This is a genomic window from Chryseobacterium caseinilyticum (genome assembly GCF_014837145.1).
GTDB classification, from domain to species: domain Bacteria; phylum Bacteroidota; class Bacteroidia; order Flavobacteriales; family Weeksellaceae; genus Chryseobacterium; species Chryseobacterium caseinilyticum.
Genome location: NZ_JACYFS010000001.1, coordinates 1,475,883 through 1,498,013, shown reverse-complemented (window position 1 = coordinate 1,498,013; position 22,131 = coordinate 1,475,883). Strand labels below are relative to the sequence as shown.

At 37.5% G+C, this 22,131-nt stretch carries 21 protein-coding genes and 1 pseudogene; 17 read left to right on the top strand and 5 right to left on the bottom strand.

Annotated elements, in window-relative coordinates:
* Positions 1-63: 63 nt before the first annotated feature.
* From lpxD to IC610_RS07180, 9 genes are all read left to right on the top strand, one after another.
* A complete protein-coding gene (gene lpxD, locus IC610_RS07220) occupies positions 64-1,095 on the top strand; it encodes a UDP-3-O-(3-hydroxymyristoyl)glucosamine N-acyltransferase (protein ID WP_191735884.1) in 1,032 nt (343 codons plus the stop codon).
* Positions 1,088-2,485 carry a bifunctional UDP-3-O-[3-hydroxymyristoyl] N-acetylglucosamine deacetylase/3-hydroxyacyl-ACP dehydratase gene (locus tag IC610_RS07215; protein ID WP_191735883.1) on the top strand — a complete coding sequence of 466 codons (1,398 nt, stop codon included), beginning with the start codon at positions 1,088-1,090 and terminating at the stop codon, positions 2,483-2,485. The genes lpxD and IC610_RS07215 overlap by 8 nt, the downstream gene beginning before the upstream one ends.
* Complete coding sequence (lpxA, locus tag IC610_RS07210; RefSeq protein ID WP_191735881.1) at positions 2,486-3,274, top strand: acyl-ACP--UDP-N-acetylglucosamine O-acyltransferase; 789 nt, start codon at positions 2,486-2,488, stop codon at positions 3,272-3,274. It abuts the gene before it with no gap.
* A 16-nt stretch (positions 3,275-3,290) separates the two neighbouring features.
* Positions 3,291-3,638, top strand: coding sequence for a hypothetical protein (locus IC610_RS07205; RefSeq protein ID WP_191735879.1), 348 nt, complete (start codon positions 3,291-3,293; stop codon positions 3,636-3,638).
* Between the two features lie 23 nt (positions 3,639-3,661).
* Positions 3,662-4,228, top strand: a complete 567-nt coding sequence (efp, locus tag IC610_RS07200) for an elongation factor P (RefSeq protein WP_056081712.1) — start codon at positions 3,662-3,664, stop codon at positions 4,226-4,228.
* 359 nt (positions 4,229-4,587) lie between these two features.
* Positions 4,588-5,715 carry a hypothetical protein gene (locus IC610_RS07195; protein WP_191735878.1) on the top strand — a complete coding sequence of 376 codons (1,128 nt, stop codon included), beginning with the start codon at positions 4,588-4,590 and terminating at the stop codon, positions 5,713-5,715.
* Between the two features lie 42 nt (positions 5,716-5,757).
* Positions 5,758-6,660: a UDP-3-O-(3-hydroxymyristoyl)glucosamine N-acyltransferase gene (locus tag IC610_RS07190; protein ID WP_191735876.1), complete on the top strand. Its 903-nt coding sequence runs from the start codon at positions 5,758-5,760 to the stop codon at positions 6,658-6,660.
* A gap of 91 nt (positions 6,661-6,751) precedes the next feature.
* Positions 6,752-7,624, top strand: coding sequence for a succinate--CoA ligase subunit alpha (sucD, locus tag IC610_RS07185; protein ID WP_056081696.1), 873 nt, complete (start codon positions 6,752-6,754; stop codon positions 7,622-7,624).
* Between the two features lie 99 nt (positions 7,625-7,723).
* Entirely contained in the window at positions 7,724-8,368 is a 645-nt protein-coding gene (locus tag IC610_RS07180) for a porin family protein (protein WP_191735874.1), read from the top strand.
* 79 nt (positions 8,369-8,447) lie between these two features.
* Here IC610_RS07180 and IC610_RS07175 read toward each other — a convergent pair.
* The 4 genes and pseudogenes from IC610_RS07175 to IC610_RS07160 form a co-directional block, all read right to left on the bottom strand.
* Positions 8,448-8,747 (bottom strand): annotated as a pseudogene (locus IC610_RS07175) (protein adenylyltransferase Fic); the annotation flags it as partial.
* A gap of 71 nt (positions 8,748-8,818) precedes the next feature.
* Positions 8,819-10,129 (bottom strand): ABC transporter permease, encoded by a 1,311-nt coding sequence (locus tag IC610_RS07170; protein WP_191735872.1) that lies wholly within the window; start codon positions 10,127-10,129, stop codon positions 8,819-8,821.
* A 78-nt stretch (positions 10,130-10,207) separates the two neighbouring features.
* The gene (locus IC610_RS07165; protein WP_191735870.1) at positions 10,208-11,119 is read right to left on the bottom strand and encodes an ABC transporter ATP-binding protein; all 912 of its coding nucleotides are present in this window, start codon (positions 11,117-11,119) and stop codon (positions 10,208-10,210) included.
* 104 nt (positions 11,120-11,223) lie between these two features.
* Entirely contained in the window at positions 11,224-11,574 is a 351-nt protein-coding gene (locus tag IC610_RS07160; RefSeq protein ID WP_056081681.1) for a T9SS type A sorting domain-containing protein, read from the bottom strand.
* A gap of 119 nt (positions 11,575-11,693) precedes the next feature.
* Here IC610_RS07160 and hemB point away from each other — a divergent pair, with 119 nt between their 5' ends.
* Positions 11,694-12,683 (top strand): porphobilinogen synthase, encoded by a 990-nt coding sequence (gene hemB / locus IC610_RS07155; protein ID WP_191735868.1) that lies wholly within the window; start codon positions 11,694-11,696, stop codon positions 12,681-12,683.
* Positions 12,684-12,847: 164 nt separating this feature from the next.
* Here hemB and IC610_RS07150 read toward each other — a convergent pair whose 3' ends face one another.
* Positions 12,848-13,576: a hypothetical protein gene (locus IC610_RS07150; RefSeq protein ID WP_191735866.1), complete on the bottom strand. Its 729-nt coding sequence runs from the start codon at positions 13,574-13,576 to the stop codon at positions 12,848-12,850.
* Between the two features lie 160 nt (positions 13,577-13,736).
* Here IC610_RS07150 and IC610_RS07145 point away from each other — a divergent pair, with 160 nt between their 5' ends.
* The 7 genes from IC610_RS07145 to IC610_RS07115 all read left to right on the top strand — a co-directional run bounded on the left by IC610_RS07145 (position 13,737) and on the right by IC610_RS07115 (position 22,126).
* Positions 13,737-16,229, top strand: coding sequence for an ATP-dependent Clp protease ATP-binding subunit (locus tag IC610_RS07145; protein ID WP_191735864.1), 2,493 nt, complete (start codon positions 13,737-13,739; stop codon positions 16,227-16,229).
* A gap of 23 nt (positions 16,230-16,252) precedes the next feature.
* Positions 16,253-17,122, top strand: a complete 870-nt coding sequence (locus IC610_RS07140; protein ID WP_191735862.1) for a lytic transglycosylase domain-containing protein — start codon at positions 16,253-16,255, stop codon at positions 17,120-17,122.
* A 143-nt stretch (positions 17,123-17,265) separates the two neighbouring features.
* Entirely contained in the window at positions 17,266-17,670 is a 405-nt protein-coding gene (tssD, locus tag IC610_RS07135) for a type VI secretion system tube protein TssD (RefSeq protein ID WP_056081657.1), read from the top strand.
* Between the two features lie 389 nt (positions 17,671-18,059).
* Entirely contained in the window at positions 18,060-18,464 is a 405-nt protein-coding gene (tssD, locus tag IC610_RS07130) for a type VI secretion system tube protein TssD (RefSeq protein ID WP_056081656.1), read from the top strand.
* A gap of 183 nt (positions 18,465-18,647) precedes the next feature.
* Positions 18,648-20,609, top strand: coding sequence for a type VI secretion system Vgr family protein (locus tag IC610_RS07125; RefSeq protein ID WP_191735860.1), 1,962 nt, complete (start codon positions 18,648-18,650; stop codon positions 20,607-20,609).
* A gap of 53 nt (positions 20,610-20,662) precedes the next feature.
* Complete coding sequence (locus IC610_RS07120) at positions 20,663-21,670, top strand: DUF3289 family protein (protein ID WP_191735858.1); 1,008 nt, start codon at positions 20,663-20,665, stop codon at positions 21,668-21,670.
* Positions 21,671-21,742: 72 nt separating this feature from the next.
* A complete protein-coding gene (locus IC610_RS07115; protein WP_191735856.1) occupies positions 21,743-22,126 on the top strand; it encodes a hypothetical protein in 384 nt (127 codons plus the stop codon).
* The last annotated feature ends 5 nt before the right edge of the window (positions 22,127-22,131 follow it).

The following is a 22,131-nucleotide window of genomic DNA, read 5'->3' as shown; positions in this document are numbered from 1 at the left end:
AAATTTAACATCAGAAATCCAAATTATGTTTGTGAATAACAGAAATTCTTATCTTTGCAGAATATGGAATTTACAGCTTCGCAAATTGCAAGTTTTATCAACGGAAAAATCATAGGTGACGAAAACGCACTTATTACCGGTGTTTCGCCCATCGAGAGCGGAGAAGCCGGTCATCTTTCTTTTGTGGCACAAGAGCGTTTTGCACATCATTTAGATAATTCTAAGTGCTCAGTACTTATTGTAACTGAGACGCTTATCAACAAAGATCAATACGGTCCCACCATCATTGCAGTAGAAGATGCATATCTTTCTTTTCAGATTTTAATGAATCTTTATCAGGAAATGCAGGGCAGAAAAGAAGGTATTGAAGATGGTTCTTCCATACACGAAACTGCTGTTCTAGGTGATAGGGTATATGTTGGTGCTTTCACTTATGTTTCAGAAAAGGCAAAGATAGGAGAGGGAACTCAGATTTATCCGCAGGTTTACATTGGTAAAGGTGTGAAAATCGGCAAAAACTGTAAAATTGACAGTGGTGCAAGAATCTATGATTACTGCATCGTTGGTGACAACTGCATCATCCATTCCAATACAGTGATTGGGGGTGACGGATTTGGTTTCCAACCGACTCCTGAAGGTTTCCAGAAAATTCCTCAGTTAGGAAACGTAATCATTGAAGATAATGTCGAGATTGGTTCTAACTGCAGTATCGACAGAGCTACAATTGGCTCTACCACCATCGGAAAAGGTACAAAAATCGACAATCTTATTCAGATCGCACACAATGTGAAAATTGGTCAGAATAATGTCATCGCTTCACAAACTGGGATTGCCGGCTCAACCACGATTGGTGATTGGAACCAGATTGGCGGTCAGGTAGGAATTGTTGGTCATATAAAAATCGGAAGTCAGGTGAAAATTCAGGCGCAAAGTGGGGTAAACTCAAGTGTGAATGATAAAGAAACCGTTTACGGATCTCCAGCAATTGCTTACAATGACTACTTGAGAAGCTACGTACATTTCAGAAAATTGCCCGAATTGGCAAAACGAATAAATAATCTTGAGAATTCCTCAAAAGATCATACTAATGAGTGATATGCAAAAAACACTTCAGGAAGAGGTTACTCTTTCTGGAATTGGCCTTCATACTGGTAGAGAAGTAAAATTAACCATCAAACCTGCAAAAGAAAATACAGGTTTCATCTTTGTAAGAACAGATTTAGAGGGTCATCCTCAGGTAGAAGCTGATGTAAACTACGTTGTAGCAACAGAAAGAGGTACTACTCTTGAAAAACTAGGTGTAAAAATCAATACTTGCGAGCACCTTTTAGCAGCATTGGTTGGTTGTGATATCGACAATGCCTATTTGGAGATGGATGCTTCTGAACCGCCAATTTTAGACGGTTCTTCAAAGTTTTTTGTGGAAGCTATAGAAAGTGTTGGTATTGCAGAGCAAAACGTTGTAAGAGAATATCTTGTTGTAAAAGAAGTTTTGAGCTACAGTGATCCTGCAACCGGTTCTGAGATTACGATTATTCCTTCAGATACTTATGAAGTGACAACAATGGTAGATTTCGGAACTAAAGTTTTAGGAACTCAGAATGCGACACTTAAAAATATTTCAGAATTTAAAGAAGAGATTTCATCTGCAAGAACATTCAGCTTTTTGCATGAATTAGAAATGCTTCTGGATCATGGTTTAATAAAAGGTGGCGATATTTCAAACGCTATCGTTTATGTAGACAAAGATTTGACTGCTGAAACTACAGAAAAATTAAAGAAAGCTTTCGGTAAAGATCACGTTGCAATAAGACCCAACGGAATTCTTGATAATTTGACTTTAAATTACCCAAATGAAGCTGCAAGGCACAAATTACTTGATGTAATAGGTGATTTAGCTTTGACAGGAGTAAAAATTAAAGGTAAAGTAATTGCCAACAAGCCGGGACATTATGTAAACACGCAGTTTGCAAAAAAACTGAACAGACAGTGGAAACTTCAGAAAAAGAAAAACGTTCCGGAATTTGATTTAAACAAACCTCCGGTTTTCGATATCAATGGAATTATGAGATTGATGCCTCACAGGTATCCGTTTTTGTTAATTGATAAAGTTCTTGAGCTTTCAGATAAACACGTGGTAGGTTTAAAAAATGTAACATTTAATGAACCGTTTTTTGTAGGTCATTTTCCTAAAGAACCGGTAATGCCGGGAGTTTTACAGGTTGAAGCTCTGGCTCAGACGGGTGGAATTCTTGTTTTGGCAAGTGTTCCGGATCCTGAAAATTATTCTACATATTTCATTAAAATTGATAAGGTAAAATTCAAGAGAAAAGTAATTCCGGGAGATACACTGGTTTTTAAAATTGAATTAATTACGCCAATCAGAAGAGGTATCGTGCACATGCAGGGTTACGGATACGTTGGCGATACAATAGCTGTAGAAGCAGAATTAATGGCTCAAGTAGCTAAAAATAAAGTTGACTAAATGATTCACCAACTAGCTGCCGTTGATAAGCGTGCGAAAATCAGCAAAAATGTTACCATAGAACCATTTACAACCATTGCCGGTGATGTAGAAATCGGTGAAGGTACATGGATTGGTTCCAACGTAACCATAATGGATGGTGCAAGAATTGGTAAAAATTGCAGAATATTCCCTGGAACGGTTATTTCAGCAATTCCCCAGGATCTGAAATTTGATGGTGAGGATACACAGACCATTATCGGTGACGAAACAACCATCAGAGAATGTGTAACGGTGAACCGGGGTACAAAAGCGCTTGGTTTTACAAAAATCGGAACTCACTGTCTTATTATGGCAACTTCACATATTGCACATGATTGTGTAATAGGTGATTACGTAATTATCGTAAACGGATGCGGTATTGCCGGTCACGTAGAGATAGGCGATCATACTGTGATGGGTGGTCTTTCGGCGGTGCATCAGTTTGGTAAAATCGGAAAGCATGTGATGATTTCCGGTGGAACTTTGGTGAGAAAAGATATTCCGCCTTATGTAAAAGTAGCGCGTGAACCGATGTCTTATGCAGGAATCAATTCTGTAGGTTTAAGAAGAAGAGGTTTTACCAACGATAAAATCTTTGAAATTCAGAAAATTTACAGAGCCATTTTTCAGATGAAAATGAATGTTTCTCAGGCAGTTTCACATATAGAAAAAGAAATGCTTCCTACAGCTGAAAGAGACGAAATTCTACAGTTTATTCAGAATTCTCCGAGAGGTATCGTAAAAGGATACGGAACCGGGAAAGAATAATTTAAATTTAACAGTGATGAAAACTTTAATTCTTACTTTAACAAGTGTTTCGGCAATTGCTTTCGGACAGGAAAAAAGAAATTTAGACTGGTCGACAAAAGATTCAATTGCTATAAATAATGTGAATTCAGTTTTAGTCAGTTCAAAAAAATCTTATTCAAATTTAAAAACGGATTTTCAGAATTCATCCGAAATGAAGAAAAACGTAAATCAACTCAATGTAAACACCATCAATTTCAATACAGTGATGAATGGTCAGTACATCGATCAGATGACTTCAGGAACAATAACAAAACCTAGGGTTGATGCCATTGACAGAGCAGGACGAACGGTTTTAAGTGTTCCGGTTAACAAATCAAAATAAAAAAAATTACATACAAAATTATAATGGCAACAAGTAACGATATCAGAAAAGGTCTTTGCATCGAATATAGCAATGATATTTTTAAAGTAATCGAATTTCTTCACGTAAAACCGGGTAAAGGACCTGCTTTCGTAAGAACAAAACTAAAATCAGTAACCAACGGCAAAGTGATCGATAACACTTTTTCTGCAGGTCACAAAATCGACGAAGTAAAGGTTATCACAAGAAAATTCCAGTATCTTTATGATGATGAGAATGGTTTCCACTTCATGAATAACGACGATTTTTCTCAGTTATACTTAAACAAAGAAATGATAGAAAACTCAAACCTGATGAAAGCAGGCGAAGAAGTAACCATCATTTTGAAGGAGGCAGACGAAACTCCACTTTCTGCAGAATTACCGCAGTCAGTTTATCTTGAAGTAGTGGAAGCAGATCCGGGTGTAAAAGGAAACACTGCGACCAATGCTTTAAAAAATGCCTTTGTTGAAACGGGTGCCAGAGTGATGGTTCCTCTGTTCATTGAGGCTGGCGACAAAATCAAAGTAAGCACAGAAGACGGTTCTTACTTAGAAAGAGTGAAAGAATAATCGATCTCAAAATACTGTAAAGCTGGAAGTACAATTACTTTCAGCTTTTTTTTTACTTGCTGGTCTCAAGCATTTTTTTGATTTGGGCAGCTATTTCCGCCTTCCACTCCCGCTTTTTTGTGCCTGAGATTTTTCCATCGCTTACAAAAAGAGCTCCGTTCAAGTCGGGCTGCGACGACATAGCATAGTAAAAAACTGTCTGCTATTCATAATCTTGTACTGTCTCATAAATTCTATATTTCTTTTAGTTGGTTTACGTTTTTTTCATGTTCTGTTGCTGAATTTTTTCTCCGTTGCAAAAATATATTTACATTTGAGTTAGATCAAAAAAATAGTTTCAATTTAAAATTTATACACAAATGTCAGATCAAACCGAAAAAAAAGATTACGAATCTTTGAGAAAACTCTGGGAAGAAGAAGTAGAAAACAATCCCAAAACTCAGTCCTTTCTTGAGCCTTATAAACAATCCGACTGGAAAGACCTTTACAGACAATACGCTTTTAATAAAATGTTGGCTTATCAAAATGCCGATTATTATAGAAAGCATAACGAGAGCAGGCAAAATCAGTGGATTTATTATGCAACAAGGCATTTGGCTATGATTCAGCAGAAAAAACTGTTTGACGCGCAATGCAGATGGAGAGCAGGACAGGAAGTATTTGAAGGAGTAGAGATCTGCTATGATTTTAAAATACTTGAGAAGAATGTAATGAGTTGCAACTTCTTGGAAGAACCCAACTCTTATGACATCGATTTGTACTGTCAATACCTCATACACGACAGCAGCTTTGAATGGTATTATAACGACTATTCAAGTCAGTGGCAGGATTACAGTGGGTTCAAAGCGTCGTATGTAGGTCAAATGGATGAAGGAATGAATCTGCCAGATTGGTACGAATTTCACAATAGCAGAACCGGAAATGGTGCTCTGCTCATTTTACCGGATTTACGGGGGCAGCTCGAGCGCCAGTACCGTGATTTGGCAAGAGCTGAAAAGATCAAAAACAGTCCACCGGCACCACCATACACGCCACCGCCAGATGCTGATAAACCGTATTTGAATTATTACGATAAAACCGTTCATCTGGAATTAGCCCGACAGATTGAAAATAAGGAAATGTTTAACATGATAAGAGAATATGTTGAAGCAACCGAACACAAAGGTTCATGGGAGTATGAAAGAGCACAGGAATCTTTTACTTATCTCAGTGACATCAAAGATGAATTGATTCCGATAAAAGCTCATCAGGATTTTAGAATGGCTTTAATTTCTGCAGAAAATAAGTATAGAGCTAAAAAAATAGCAGAACATCTGCCAATAGCTTTAGAACTTTATCATACAAATAAAAAACTTCAGGAAATAGGAATTAGTACCTATCAGGAAGAATCTGATTCTTCGTTTGACATCCATATACGTCAAATATACGCTGACGATATTTTACTAGGTAGAAAACTTAGTGGTGAACCGGAAGACTTCAATTTTTAATATGTAAAACTTTATATCTTTGCAAATCATTAATAGTAAAATATGACCTTTCATCAGCCACAAAAATTAAAAACGATTGCTGACCTTATCGGGGCAAAATTCGTAGGTTCCGAAGATTTCCAGGTTTTTGGTACTAACGAAATTCACAGAGTGAAATCCGGTGAAATAGTTTTCGTCAACCATCCCAAATATTACGATAAAGCCTTAAATTCTGCAGCTACAATTATTTTAATCGATAAAGAAGTGGAATGTCCGGAAGGAAAAGCACTTTTAATTTCTGAAGATCCGTTTGGAGATTTCAATAAAATCAATACACACTTCACAAGAATTTACAACTTCACAGAAACACTGCATGATGTGGAAATTGGTGACGGAACAAAAATTCATCCTTCAGCAGTTCTGGGCAATAACATCACCATTGGAAAAAACACAATTATTTTTCCAAATGTAGTCATTGGCGACCGCACGGTGATTGGTGATAATGTTGTCATCCAATCCAACACAGTTTTGGGTGGCGACGCATTTTATTACAGAAAACTCAACGGAAATTTTGACCGTTTAATCTCAGTAGGAAATGTTGTAATTGAAAATAATGTAGAAATAGGAAACGGCTGTACCATCGATCGAGGTGTCACAGATTCTACAATCATCGGAGAAGGTTCGGTTTTAGACAATCAAATCCAGATCGGTCACGATACCGTGATTGGAAAAAGATGTCTGATTGCATCCCAGGTAGGAATTGCAGGCTGCTGCATCATCGGTGATGAGGTGACTCTGTGGGGACAGGTTGGCATTGCTTCCGGGAATAATATCGAAAGTGGCTCTGTACTTTTAGGCAAAACAGGAGTCAACCGTGACCTCAAAAAAGGTACCTACATCGGAATGTTTGCCGAAGATTACAAAACTTATCTGAAAAAAGAGGTGAAATTGAGAAATCTTGAATAAACAAATGCTTCGGTTTTCTTTAAAATCAAAGAAAAATAAGTAAATTTGTGAGCATTAATAAATTAAGAAAATAAATTTAAAAAACAATAAAATGTCAATTTTAGTAAACAAAGATTCTAAAGTAATTGTACAGGGATTTACTGGTAACGAAGGTACTTTCCACGCAGGTCAAATGATTGAATACGGAACCAACGTTGTAGGTGGTGTTACTCCAGGGAAAGGAGGAAGCGAGCATTTAGGGAAACCGGTTTTCAATACTGTTGCTGATGCTGTTGCGAAAGCTGGAGCAAACGTAAGTATCATTTTCGTACCGCCTGCATTTGCTGCAGATGCAATCATGGAAGCTGCTGAAGCAGGTATCAAAGTAATCGTTTGTATTACTGAAGGTATTCCTGTTGCTGATATGGTGAAAGTAAAATCTTACATCGCTGACAAAGACTGCAGATTGATCGGGCCAAACTGTCCTGGTATCATCACTTCTGATGAGGCTAAAATTGGTATTATGCCAGGTTTCGTTTTCAAAGCGGGTAAAGTAGGGATCGTTTCAAAATCAGGAACTCTTACTTACGAAGCTGCTGACCAGGTTGTAAAAGCAGGTTACGGAATTTCTACAGCAATCGGAATCGGTGGTGACCCAATTATCGGTACCACTACAAGAGAAGCTTTGGAATTATTCATCAACGACCCGGAAACTGAAGCTGTTGTTATGATTGGTGAAATCGGTGGTGGTCTTGAGGCTGAAGCTGCAAGATGGTATAAAGCAAGTGGTTCTACTAAGCCGGTTGTAGGTTTCATCGCTGGTCAGACTGCTCCTAAAGGAAGAACAATGGGTCACGCAGGCGCAATTGTTGGTGGTGCAGAAGATACAGCTCAGGCAAAAATGGAAATCATGAGAGAAAACGGAATCAACGTTGTAGACTCTCCTGCAGAAATCGGGGTTACCATCGCTAAAGTTTTAGGATAAAAACAAATTGATATGAAATCGCCATTGAAAAACATTGCATGCAAACACAGTGAAGATATGGCGGTAACATATGTCCTTTAAAAATAATTAAAACTACATATGAAAAAAATATTATTGGCATCAGCTTTAGCCTTTTCCCTCATGGCTTCCGCACAGATCGATTTCAGAAACACAAGATTCGGTCTCACCGCAGGAGTTAATAATTCCAGAGTAAAAAATGCACACAATCCTTCAGGTGGAAGATTTGCTTTCCAGGGTGGTGTTTTGGCATTGATCCCGATGGGAAGCTCCAATCAGTTTTTCCTTCAGCCGGAAGTGGTTTATTATGGTGCAGGAGAATCCGGGAAGGATAAGGATGCAAAAGGTATGCAGGGCTACAATGCAATGTATGCAAACAATTACATCAGCGTACCTGTTTCATTTAAAGGATATTTTTCTGAAGCTGAATCTGAGTTTTTCGGACAAATCGGCCCTAGATTCAACTTTTTGATCGATCAGAAAGTAACGGACGAGTCGAGAGAGATTTACCGTACAGACAGATTCGGAAAAGCAAAGTCCTTCAATTTTGCATTGGGTGCCGGTATTGGTTACAGCTACAAAAGACAGTTGGAATTGACTCTGAAGTACGATTTCGGATTATCAAACACTTATCCGGATTTGGATGAGAGCAAGATCGACCCAAACTCTGCAAAGAAAAAATCTGAACAGGTTTTAAGTCTCAGCTTAAGCTATATCTTTAAATAGTATTTTTTTAATAAAATAGAAAACGCCCGGTTTCCATTGAGAACCGGGCGTTTTGTTTGTATGTGATTACTGATGAAATCTATTCATCATCTTCTTTTCTGTAACCTTCATAATAGTATGACTGTTCAATTCCTTTGAAGTAAACCTCTCTACTGTCAATTTCTTCCGTAAGGTGTTCTGAAAGTAATGTCCTCAACTCCAAATCGTTAATTGGGCTTCGTTCCATTGCCTGTAGATATAAAGTTTTACCGACGAATTGCCAGTTCACCACTTTTCCTAAATTCTTCTTTAAAATTAAATCCAGCTAGATGCGCATTGTTCTTCCGTTGCCTTCCATAAAAGGATGAGCAATGTTCATTTCAACATATTTTGATATGATTTAAACGGTAAGCATTTTCCAGACTTAATTTATCAATGTTTTTCATTTTACAATGATGATCCTAAAAACAGTTATTCCTTAATCCACTTCCAGATTTCCTTCATACTCGCCTTATTTCCGTACATCAAAATCCCGACTCTGTAAATCTTCCCTGCAACAAAAATCATGAAGACAGTAGTTCCTAAAAGCAGGAAAATTGAAAGCGCAATCTGCCACGCCGGAACTCCAAACGGAATTCTCGCAATCATCGCAACCGGCGAAGTAAAGGGTATAATCGAAAGCCAAAAACCAAGAGGCCCGTCAGGATTATTCATCACCGAAAAGCTTCCGTACATTCCCAACATCAGCGGAAGGATGGCAAAAATGGTGAATTGCTGTGTTTCCGTTTCATTATCTACCGCTGAGCCGACAGCAGCGTAGATAGAGCTGTAAAACATATATCCTAAAAGAAAAAATACAATAAAAACGAAAATGATTAAAGGAAAATTCAGCTCCAGAAGACTGTGTGAAATTTGGGTTCCCATCTCCACGATATCAAATTTAGAAGCCATCTCTTCATCAGCTCCCGGAATATTTTTCTGAATGGATGAAAAGCCTGTATTTAAAACCAGTGCTCCAATCACAGACATTGTAATCCATACGATAAACTGGGTAAGTGCAACCAATGTTACACCCAGAATTTTCCCCATCATCAGCTCAAACGGTTTTACAGATGAAATAATAATTTCAACCACACGGTTGTTTTTTTCTTCCAGCACACTTCGCATTACGCGAACGCCATAGATGATGATAAACATGAACGTAACGTACATCAGAAGCATGCTGAGAACGCTTTTTACACCGAAAGCCATGTCAGAATCTTCTTTATCATCGTTGGTAAGATTGATCGTTGTAAGCGAAAATCTCTTGTCCAAATCTTCAAGCTGAGCATTCTGAATACCAAGTTTTTTAATCTTTTCTTTTTTGAGAACTTCATTAATGTCTGAAGCAATCATTTTTTTTGTGTCAAAACCAATTTTTGTGTTGAGCAGCAGCTGGGTGTTTTTTTCGAAACCGGCATAATCAGAACCGTTCAGCTGAGGTAAAATCAAAATTCCGTCAGTTGCTTCACTTTTCTTCAGAGACTCAACTTTCTTTGCAGGATCTGCTTCTGTAATAAAATTGTAATTGATTTTATCATCTGATTTCAGTGCGTTTTTAAAAAGTCCGCTGTTGTCTACCACTTCAATTTTCGTGTGGGATTCATTGGCTTTAAACATCAGCCCGATTACCGCTCCAAAAGCCAGAAGCAGGATAGGAGCCAAAAGAGTAAGTACAACAAAAGATTTTTTCTTCACCTGAGTCAGAAATTCTCTTTTTGTTATTAAGATTATATTGTTCATAGATTTTTATTAAAAGGTTGGGTGCTGGAAGTTTGATGCTGGATGTCTAATCTCTGATCGTTTATCAATCATCATTTATCACCCATTGTTCGAGACTGCACTGATAAATACCTCATTCATGCTTGGGATTTTCTCTTCAAAAGTCCTGATGTTTCCGGTTTTCAGAACTTCGCTAATCAGTTCGTTTTGCGAAATGTTATTTTTTATGTCAAATGTCGTGAGGCTGTGTTCATTTTTAAGGTTTAAAACTTCAAATTTTTCATTAAATAAATTGAAATTCTCCTGATTTACCTCAGAAAGTTTTACAGCAAAAATATTTTTCTTGAATTTTTCCCGAACCTCAAAAACTCTTCCGTCAATAATTTTCTTAGAATTATTGATCAATGCAACGTAGTCACACATTTCCTCAACACTTTCCATTCTGTGCGTTGACAAAATTATAGTGGTTCCGTTGTTCTTTAAATCTATGATTTGATCTTTAATTAAATTTGCATTCACAGGGTCGAAACCGGAAAATGGTTCATCCAAAATCAAAAGATTGGGTCTGTGCAAAACCGTCACTACAAACTGAATTTTCTGAGCCATCCCTTTTGAAAGCTCTGTCAGTTTTTTTTTCCACCACTGGTCTATGTGAAGTTTTTCAAACCATTTTTTAGCTTCAGAAAGTGCGTCGTTTTTAGACATCCCTTTCAGTTCACCAAAATAGAGAATCTGGTCTCCGATGCTCATGTTTTTGTACAATCCACGCTCTTCAGGCATGTAGCCGATGTTTCGGATGTGTGACGGATTGAGTTTATCACCGTCAATATGAATGTCGCCGGAATCTGCTTTGGTAATTTGGTTGATGATTCGGATAAAAGATGTTTTTCCTGCCCCGTTGGGACCCAACAGTCCGTAAATACTGCCTTTCGGAACAGAAATACTGAAATCTTCTAATGCAATTTTTTTTCCCGAATCGTAGGTCTTTATAATATGCTCAGCTTGTAACATGAGAATTTTTTAGAGATAAATAAATTTGAACCCGAAAGTTACGGAATAATTAACTCAGAATAAAGGGCAAAAAAAAATCCTGATGATTATCAGGATTCTGTTATTTATTGTTTCACGATCTGCGTGACCTTTTGAGTATTGTCACTCAGAATGTAACGGATCATGTATTTACCGGGTCTCAAATTACCAATGTTGATTTCACTTTTGTTGGCGTTAATATTATAACTTGCCACCTGCGTTCCCATAATCGAGTAAAATGTAACGTTTTTGATTTTTAAATTAGCATCTTTTGCTTTCACCATCAAAAAGTCTTTTGCTGGATTTGGGTAAGCAGTTAATATTCCGTCATCAGATTTTTGAGATACGGAGGAAGGCTCTCTTAGCTGAGCTTTCAATTGATTTGAAAACCCTAAAAAGCTGCCTGTGAATATAATTAAAAGTAAAATTTTTCTCATTAAACGCATTTTTGCATATAAACTATTAACAAAAGTATTAAATAACTTTTTACTGTGCAACATCTTTTTGCATCAGAAGTATTAAATTTGTATCAATATTTCAAAAAGTATTCCAAAAAATGATATATTCAAGAAACAGAAGACTCAGATCTACTGAAGCCGTACGCAGTTTGGTAAGAGAAAGCCACTTGTCGGTAAATGACTTTGTAATGCCGGTTTTTGTGATGGAGGGAGAGAACAAAGAGGAGCCGATCGCTTCAATGCCTGGGATTTTCAGACGCAGCATAGATCTTACGGTGAAGGAATGTAAAGAATTGTATTCACTTGGAGTGAAAGCGGTTAATCTTTATATGAAGGTTTCCGATCATCTCAAAGACAACACCGGAAAAGAAGCATGGAACAGAGACGGTTTGATGCAGAACACGATCAAAGCCATCAAAAATGCCGTTCCCGAAATGGTTGTGATGCCTGATGTAGCTTTAGATCCTTATTCCATCTACGGTCACGACGGTATTATCGAAAACGGAAAAATAGTAAATGATGCCACCAACGATGCTTTGGCAAGAATGTCGGTTTCACATGCTGAAGCAGGTGCAGATATTGTTGCACCGAGTGATATGATGGACGGCAGAGTACTGGCCATTAGAGAAGCTTTAGAAGAAAGTGGCTTTCATGATGTCGGAATTTTAAGTTATGCTGCAAAATATGCCAGTTCGTTCTACGGGCCGTTCAGAAGTGCTTTAGACAGTGCTCCGAAAGAGATGGGCGAAATTCCAAAGGATAAAAAAACCTATCAAATGGATTACCACAATTCCAGAGAAGCGATGAACGAAGTCTTCAAGGATGTGGATGAAGGTGCCGATATTATTATGATTAAACCGGGACTTCCATATCTGGATATTGTTGCAAAAGTGCGTGAGGCCATTGATCTGCCCATCGCAGTTTACAACGTCAGCGGAGAATACGCCATGGTAAAAGCCGCTGCCCAAAACGGCTGGCTGGATAATGATAAAACCATCATCGAAAGTCTTACATGCTTTAAAAGAGCTGGCGCGGATATGATTTTTACTTATTTTGCCAAAGAAGCAGCGATGCTTTTAAATAAATAAACTAAAAAACAGCAACTTAAAATTTAGGTTGCTGTTTTTTTTATATTTAAAAACTTTGAGGTCTTCTACAAGTGAAATGGCTTTGTAAACCTTAAAACAGAATGTATTAAAATAAAACTTTGTGCGCTTTGTGCTCAGTAAAGTCCAGTTTTTTCAGAATTACTTCATAAAATATCAAAATCTTTCCCTCTCACAAATTTAGCAGCAAAAGGCGATTGATTTCCGGTGTATTTTAGAACAAAATTCTTTTTAGTTTCGGTATCTACATTGGTTTGAACTTCTACATTTTGAGTGCTGAAACTAACGTCAAGATGTACTCCGCTGTCTTTTTCCAGATTGATTTCAACGCTTTCGGCATAGAAAAGAGCCGTACTCAGAAAATTAAACTTTACATTTTTTCTGTACGCTTTCGATTCATCCTGCGTAAACTGAGAGTATTTTCTCAAAATCTCAATTCCGGGAACATCAATATTGGTGATACGGGATTTTGTAACATTACTTACTTTGATTGTAAAATCTTTTGCATTTTTCAGATCGCCTTTTACATCAATATTAAATAAAGAAGGCAGCGAAAGTCCGAAATCGAGCATGCTGTCTTTATTAAACTGAAAATCAGGGATCATCGCTGGGAATTTCTTTACTTCCTTTAATTGGTTTTTAACCCTTTCCAATTCTTCACCGGCAAATAAGTATCCGATAAGATTATTGTTGGTGGTACGCCAGTTTCTTCCGTTTCTTTCATAAATTTCGCAAAGCATCGTATCTTCAGAAGAATGGGGAAGAAGATCGATGTCCTGCCACTTAAAAACCTCCTTAGCGTAAGGAAGTCTGTTGATAATTGAAGTTCCCAGATCCAGGGCAAGAAGTTCGGTAAGCTGTTGATTGTTCTGCATAAAAATTTGCTTTTTGGTTACAGTAAAAATAGAAAAATTTTCAGCATTGCAGGATTATTAATTAAATGAAATATTTAAAATTAAATTTCATGGGTTGGCGAAAAAAACTTATTTTAGTTCAACCAAATTTTAAAGTCACAAATATTAATTTCGAAAATAAATGGGAGTACTTGTTACCAACGAGACTGTAAAACAATTGTTTCATATTGCGCAGTCTATCGCCAGAGAAAATTACAACGCAACTTACGATGGACCTCACATTCTGCAGGCTTTAATGCATAAGGATATTGGTCTGAATGAATTTTTAAAAAACATTGATAAAGATCCCGGATATTTTTATGAATGGGCAGACGTGCGTCTCGAAGAATATCCCAAAACATCGCATCTCCCGTCTGAAGTAAAGGAAGGTGATTCTGTTGACCGTCTTTTGGATGAGGCCGACGATATCAGACTGAAACTGGGTCTTGATGAAATTTCTCCAATCTGCATTCTTACCGCAATTGTAAAACCTGAAGTATCATTTTCGCTTCAGCAATTAAAGTCTCTTCCTTTGAGAGAGCATGAAATCTTTAATTTATACAGAAAAGATACGCCTTACGAAAGTATTGATAACGGAGATTTTTCTTCTTTGTTAAATGGCAGCAGTCATTCAGATAATAATTTTCCGTCCATTAAAAATTATTGCGTAGACAGGACTGCACAGGCCAGAAACGGTGAAATTGAAAACATTATCGGCCGTGATAAGGAACTCAGAATGCTGGTTGAAATTCTTTGTAGAAGAACGAAACCTAATGTCATTATCATCGGTGAGCCCGGAGTTGGTAAAACGGCTTTGGTAGAAGGTTTCGCAACAGAAATCATCAAAGGAAATGTTCCGGAAATGCTTAAAAATGCAACACTTTTGGAGTTGGACACCGGCGCTTTGCTGGCAGGAACTTCTTACAAAGGTGAAATTGAAGACAGACTGAAGAAAGTAATCAATGAATGTAAAAAAATTGAAAAAGCAGTTTTGTTTATTGATGAAATCCACGCACTTCTCGATCCTAAAGGAAGTATAGGAAATATCGGAAATATCCTGAAACCTGAACTTGCTAGAGGCGAAATTACCGTCATCGGAGCAACCACTCAGGAAGAATACAGAAAAATTATAGAGCCCGAACAGGCTTTCAACAGAAGATTTGAGGTTTTAACCGTTTTGGAACCGGATGAAAAAACCTGTGTTAAAATGATTAATGTTCTCCTGGATGGTTACAAAAAACACCACGGGATTGAAGTTGAAAAAACTGCCCTTCCGGAGTGCGTGCGTTTGGCAAAACGTTACTCAAAAGGAAAAAGACTTCCCGACGCTGCGATTGATCTTTTAGACAGAACAATGGCCGCAATCAAAATGCTTGACGAACTTTCAGAAAAAGAACTAGACAGCTGGAATACGATTTACAAAGAGATTTTAACCGAAGAATATCTTGATGATAAAGATAAAGCAGATGAACTTATCTGGAACTATAATTTACTGAGAGATAAAATAAGTCCGATTTTGTGGGGTTCTTTAAGTGAACAGCCTCAGATCGACAACTCTATGGCGGTGGAAGAAATTCAGAAGATTATTGAGCAAACGTATGCAGAACTTCTGGAACATGCAGCGGTAAAAAGAGAAAAAGTAGGCCGTCTTGAACTCGCGGCGGTAATGGCTGCAAAAACCAGCATTCCGATTGGTAAAATTCAGGCTCAGGAAAAAGAAAAACTCCTGAATATGGAAGGTCTTCTGATGAACAGAGTTGTTGGTCAGGATCATGCACTGAAAATTCTTTCGGATGCGATCGTAGAAAACCGAAGCGGATTAAATAAACCGGGGCAGCCGGTTGGTTCATTCTTCCTTTTAGGTCCAACAGGAACGGGGAAAACTGAGCTGGCCAAATCTATGGCAGAACTTCTTTTTAACGACGAAAAAGCAATGGTCCGTTTTGATATGTCTGAATTTAAAGAGGAACATTCTGCAGCATTACTTTATGGTGCGCCTCCGGGTTACGTTGGTTACGAAGAAGGAGGAATGTTGGTGAATAAAATCAGACAGCAACCTTATACCGTAGTTCTGTTTGATGAAATTGAAAAAGCTCATCACTCGGTTTTTGATGTTTTCCTGCAGATCATGGATGAAGGAAAAGTGCACGACAAATTAGGAAAAGAAGGAGATTTCAGCAATGCCCTGATTTTATTTACATCAAATATTGGCAGTGAAGAAATCGTAAAACAGTTTGAAGAAGGCAAAATTCCTGAATCAAAATCTCTGATGCAGATCATGTCTAATTCAGGACGCTTCAGACCGGAATTTTTAGCAAGAATCACAGAAATTATTCCTTTCGCGCCGATTACAGAGTCGATGGCGGAGCGAATTTTCAATATTCAGCTTAAATCACTTCACAATTCTTTATTCAGATTGGGTATGAGCCTGAAAATTTCAGACGAAGCTGTGAAAGGTCTGGCTTTAGGAGGTTTCAGTAGTAAATATGGCGCAAGACAGATTTCCGGTGTCATCAGGTCACAACTGGCAAGGCCAATTTCAAAAATGATCGTAAGAGAAGAAGTTAAAGCAGGACAAACCCTGAATGTAGAATGGAATCCTGAAGAAGAGCAAACCGTCTGGACAGTAAATTAAATTATTTTGAAAAAGCATATCCGATGAAGATGGGATTTAAAATTTTGCTCACTGTAATTTTCACTGCAGGCTTTTCACAGTTGGGTTTTTCACAGTTTTTAAATGCTTCGGATACTTCCGAAAGCAGCGTGAGAAAATACCAGAATATCATCAGCTCCAATAAAGAAATTGTAGAATTCATCGAATATTCTATGGTGGAAAAAGGTCTGCCCAAACATTTGCGGAATCTTGCACTCATTGAGTCAAATTTTAACCGAAATATTACATCAAGTGCCGGAGCGGTCGGCGTTTGGCAGTTTATGACCGCTCATGCCAATCAATATGGCTTAACTGAGCAGCAAAGAACGGATCTTTACAGAAGTACAAAAACAGCAGCCATTTCTCTCGCAGATCTGTACAGAAAATACAATAATTGGGTAACGGTGGTTGCTGCATACAACTGTGGTGAGGGAAATATCGCCAAAGCCATGCGAAATGCAGGATCTACACAGTATCATGTCTTTTCAAAATACCTTCCGGCCGAAACGGTAAATCATGTTAAAAAATACCTGAACGTCTGTTTTGCCACCGGAGAACTGAATGCTGTGCTCACCGATTACAACAATTCCAGGATGAAAAAAGTATTTCTGGATGGCAGTGGAAGCGGAAAAACAGTTTCCTCACTTACAGAAACTGAAATTAATGCAGGATTTAATCTTAAAATTATTGCAGAAGAATTAAAAATTGATTTCTCCCAACTGATTGAATGGAATCCTGAGCTTGAACAGCAGTTGAAAGAAGATGGTGAAGGTTTTCTGAGACTTCCTGTAGATCTGATGCCTGATTATCTTTTGAAAAAGAACAGAATTCTAGGGAGATCGGTGAGAGAAACATCCAACAACCCTCAAAAATAATCGTAGTTCTACGACATCAAATCGTAGAATTACTACACTTTTTCAGATTTCCTTCAAATTATTTGAAAATCTTTCTGAGACATTCTATCTTTGAAATACGAAATGTAAAAAACCACAAAGTTTAATTTAAAAAAATTTACAAAATGGCACTTAATTCAAGAGGAATCTTAAAATTCAACGGTGGCGAGGGACAGAAATTATTAAAACTGAACTACAGTGTTTCCAGATCTACGGATGTTTCTGGTAGAGTAGCTTCCGATCCGTCCAACGCAATTATCAAAATTACAGTGGAAGCCACAGAGAAATCCGACATTCTGGAATCTCTGCTTAACGGAAAGTACAAGCCGACAACCGGAGAAATTACTTTCAACAAATCTCACGAAGAAGGAACTTTAATTACTTTAAACTGGGAAAATGGTTATGTGATTCAACATGAGGTAGATTTTGACGCTACAGATGAAAACTCGATGTACATCAGTTTCGTAGTGAGCGCAGAGCAAATCAATTATGGTAATTCAGCTTACGAAGGTCTTTGGCCGTCAAGCTAAGCAAACCAACTTTTCAGTATTAATGTATACAAAAGCAGGACTGTCAATTTATTTTGACAGTCTTTTTTTGATGTTAATTATTTTCAATTAATCCAAATCAATAAAAATTGAAAAATATCTTTTTTTACCACAATATAAATTTTGAGTCCCGCATCCCGCATCCCGAAGCTCGAATCTCGAATCCCGAACCCCGAATCCCGAACCCCAAATCTTAAACCTTGAATTTTAAATTTTGAATCGCCAGTCGTAGAACTACTACACAAAATCGTAGAACTACTACAAAATCTGAGATATTTGATTTTTAGGATGAATTTTTAAAAATGTGGTTCTATCTTTGGAATACCAAAAGCAACAGATCACAAAATATTAATTTTTAAAAAATTTACATTATGGCACTTAATTCAAGAGGAATCTTAAAATTCAACGGAGGCGAAGGACAGAAATTATTAAAGCTGAACTACAGCGTTTCGAGATCTACTGATGTTTCAGGTAGAGTAGCATCAGATCCTTCCAACGCATTAATCAGAGTAACTGTAGAAGCTACAGAAAAATCTGACATCCTGGAGTCTTTACTCAACGGAAAATATAAACCGACAACGGGTGAAATCACTTTCAACAAATCTCACGAAGAAGGTACGTTGATCACTTTAAACTGGGAAAACGGTTATGTTATCCAGCACGAAGTAGATTTTGACGGAACAGATGAAAACTCCATGTACATCAGTTTCGTAGTGAGTGCAGAGTCAATCAATTATGGTAATTCTGCGTATACAGGTCTTTGGCCATCCGCTTAAAAGAAAATCAGAGTTTTATAGTTATTAAGGGAACGAAGACTGTCATATTTAAAAAAGGCAGTCTTTTTTGTCTGTAAGATTCAAATTTATGTTAATATTTTTTAAAAACTAAAAATTGTCTGTGTATAATTTTTAAATGTTGCTGAAAAATAATTATCTTTATTATCACACAATCACATTATTATGACTACAAATCCGGAAAACAGAAACGGGAGCGGTTTCCGTCCGTCCCAAAATGCTGAAAATATAGCTGCCCATCAACATACCGGTATTAACCGTCTTGTAAAACTTTCTTTGGTTATTGAGGGTAAAGTGATCAAATATTACAAACATTTCAGCCTGAAGCAAAGTGCCAACCGTCATCATGAATTTAAAATTACTCTGGCTCATGATGCATTGGGAGGAAGACAGACCCACACTCTTGAAGACGCCAACGAGTTTCTCGGAAAAAGATTAACTGCCGTTATTTCGTACAAAGATGTTCAAAACAGTCCTGAAAGAACTTTCGTAGGCGTGATTACCGGAGTTTCGTTCAGTCAGGAGCAAATGAGTCTGGGAAATATTGTACTAAAAGGTTTTAGCCCTACGGTTTTGCTGGATGGCGCACCTCACATTCAAAGTTTTGGAGGCGGAAAGTCTGCAAGCATCGGAATTATAGCTGATGAAGTCATTCAACAGGGTTTAGACAAAAGTAAATTTGATGTAAGAATTGATACCAACGATTATTCACAAATTGTGTACACCAGCCAATATAATGAGAGTCATTACAACTATCTGGCAAGAATGGCAGAAGCGTATGGCGAACAGTTTTATTATGACGGTGAGGTTCTGCATTTTGGCAAACTTCCCCCGCAGAATGCTCCGGTAAAACTGATTTATGGAAGCAGTGCTCAGGATGTGGAAGTAGAATTAAAAGCTTTGCATACAAAACCGAAGTACTACGGTTACAACAGCAGTAAAAACGAAAAATTAACTTCGGGAGCAACACCCGTTCAGCATGTCGGTGATTTGGCAAAAACAGCATATCAGCACAACGATTCTATCTTTAAAACACCTTCGCTGCAGGTAGCTCCAATTAAAGCATCCACCAATCTTGATGTGGAATATTCACAAAGAAGTACGTCAGGAAGTGAGGCGGTGAATGTCTTTTCAGTATCAGGGAAAACCACTGTTCCTTTTCTTCATCCTGGCTGTGTTGCAGATATTCAGATGAGAAAAATTGATACAAACGAAAGCTCATATTTTACCAAAATAATGATCACTGAAACGACTCACGATATTGATACCATTGGTCATTACAGCGGAAGTTTTCAGGGTATTGCCGCAGATACAGGTTTCTTACCAAAACCCGAATTCACAGTTCCCATCGCTCAGCCACAGATTGCTACAGTAATTTCAAACACAGATCCGGAAGGGCAGGGCAGAGTGCAGGTGAGATTTGACTGGCAGATGAATGATACTACCAATTTCATCAGAATGATGAGTCCTGATGCGGGAGGTACAGATCAGATTACACAAAACCGGGGCTACGTTGCGATCCCGGAAGTTGGCGATCAGGTAATGGTCAATTTCGTTCACAATCATCCAGACCGGCCTTTTGTGATGGGTGGAATGTTTCATGGCGGGACAGCTTTAGGCGGTTTTGCTGATAACAGAGTGAAATCTATTATGACGAGAAGTGGACATAAAGTAGTTTTTACAGAGGACGAAAGTATTATCATCACTGATAAATCTGGTAATGAGATTCATCTGGATACAACGGGAAGCAATATCAACATTACTGCTCCGGAGACGATGACTTTAAATTGTAAGAATATGTTTATTAATGTCGGAGAAAATATGACGACCACTGTAGGCAGAGATCAGTCTGATACTGTTGGTATGAACAGATCACAAAGCATCGGAATGAATGCAACCCAAAGTGTAGGAGCCATGAAAATGACTTCTGTGTTGGGAGATACGAGTATGTTTATTACAGGGAAACTTACAGAGATGATTCAGGGAGATCTTTACAGCGAAACTGCCAAAGGGAAAACCGTGGTGAATAGTGAAGGTGGCATAGAAACTTCCAGTAACGGAAAAATAGTGAAACATGCTCAGAACAGTATTGAGAACAGAAGTGGAGAAAAAGGCAAGAGCTTTTAGCCTATTTCTCAGTTGGATTTAATAAAAAATCGCAGGTTTAAAATATAAAGATTATGAGCCGTACAAGGATTGTGCAAGGGAAAATACACGAAAGTACAGGTGAACTTTCCTACTTTTCAAAGTCGGGTATTTCTGAAAATGCAGCGATGCAATATGCAGAAAACTCTGCGGCTTCTATTCACGAAGCAGGAAATCCTGAAACTCCTCCGAAGCCGGAAGAAAAAACGTATAATTATCCTATTCTTATTTTACAGGGATCGAGAAGAAAAGGCAGAAACAGAGATAATTCCGGGACAGCAACGGATATGCTTTTTAACGATTATACGAGTGATGAAGCAGGATACCAGCGTCTCAGAACACAGCTGTATAATGAAACATATAATACGGAAAAACAGGATGGATGGCTCGACTGGAGCTCCAGAAATGATAATGCATCCGGCGATGCAGATTTCAGAATCAATAAGATCAAAGAGTATAACGCAAAATCTGCAGATGATCTTTTTAAGATATTTAAAGGAGATATAGGATATTTTTCAATGGGGAAAATTCAAACCGTTGCTGAACTCATGGTCGAAAGGATGCGGGAAAACACTGGGGCAGATTTTACTCATACAGATCTTACAAAAGCAGTTATTGCGCACCAGAATTCTATAAATTTTATTGCTGCCATTCACTCAAATATCCGCGATTATTTACGGGAGAATCAAGGTGAAATTTCCGGTCTTGAGATCAAAAATGACGGCAAAGGTATTTTATATGAGATGCTGGTGGAAGATAATGTGAGCAGTCCAAGATTTAGTGATAAGTTCAGTGGTTTAGGAATTACAATTAATGATGTGTGGGCGTACCAGGTTTTTATAAAAAAATATACAAAAACCAATCATCATTATCAGATGGAGCTTCAGTACATTTATTGGGATCACTTTGGTTTAGATTATCCTGATATTCAAAAGTACGACAACAACATATTTTTTGCATGGTTCGTTCTTCAGCATTTTAAAGGTTACAAGCCTTTTATTACAAAAATTGATATGAAAGGTACTATCTCGGGATTTGTTTAATTTCAATACATCAAAATGAAATATTTTTTTTTAATCATAACATTTTTCACAGTTATTCAATGCAAGACATCGATGAAAAAAGCCAACATTCAATCTATAGACTCGGAATTTAATCAGAGGTCAGAATTTAATTTTAAGTATTTTGAAATTTCAGATTACAGTAATTTGACTGATGAAGACCTTACTAATCAGTTAAAATCGTTTGCTGATCTTTCACAGCAATCAAGTACTGGTAATAAAGAGATAACCTGTTTTTTCTACAGGAAAAAAACTGTGGGTGGATATGCTGATGAAATTCGTAGGGCTGCAGAAGAAAATGAATTTGGCGGAATTGAAGGTTCAGAAAAAGATTTGGTAGCTAAAATAAGATATAGAATTAGCGGAACTGAAAAACTTCAGGATATTCTGATTTATAAAAACAATAAAATGACAAAAAAAACTGAGTTTAAAAACTGATTGTC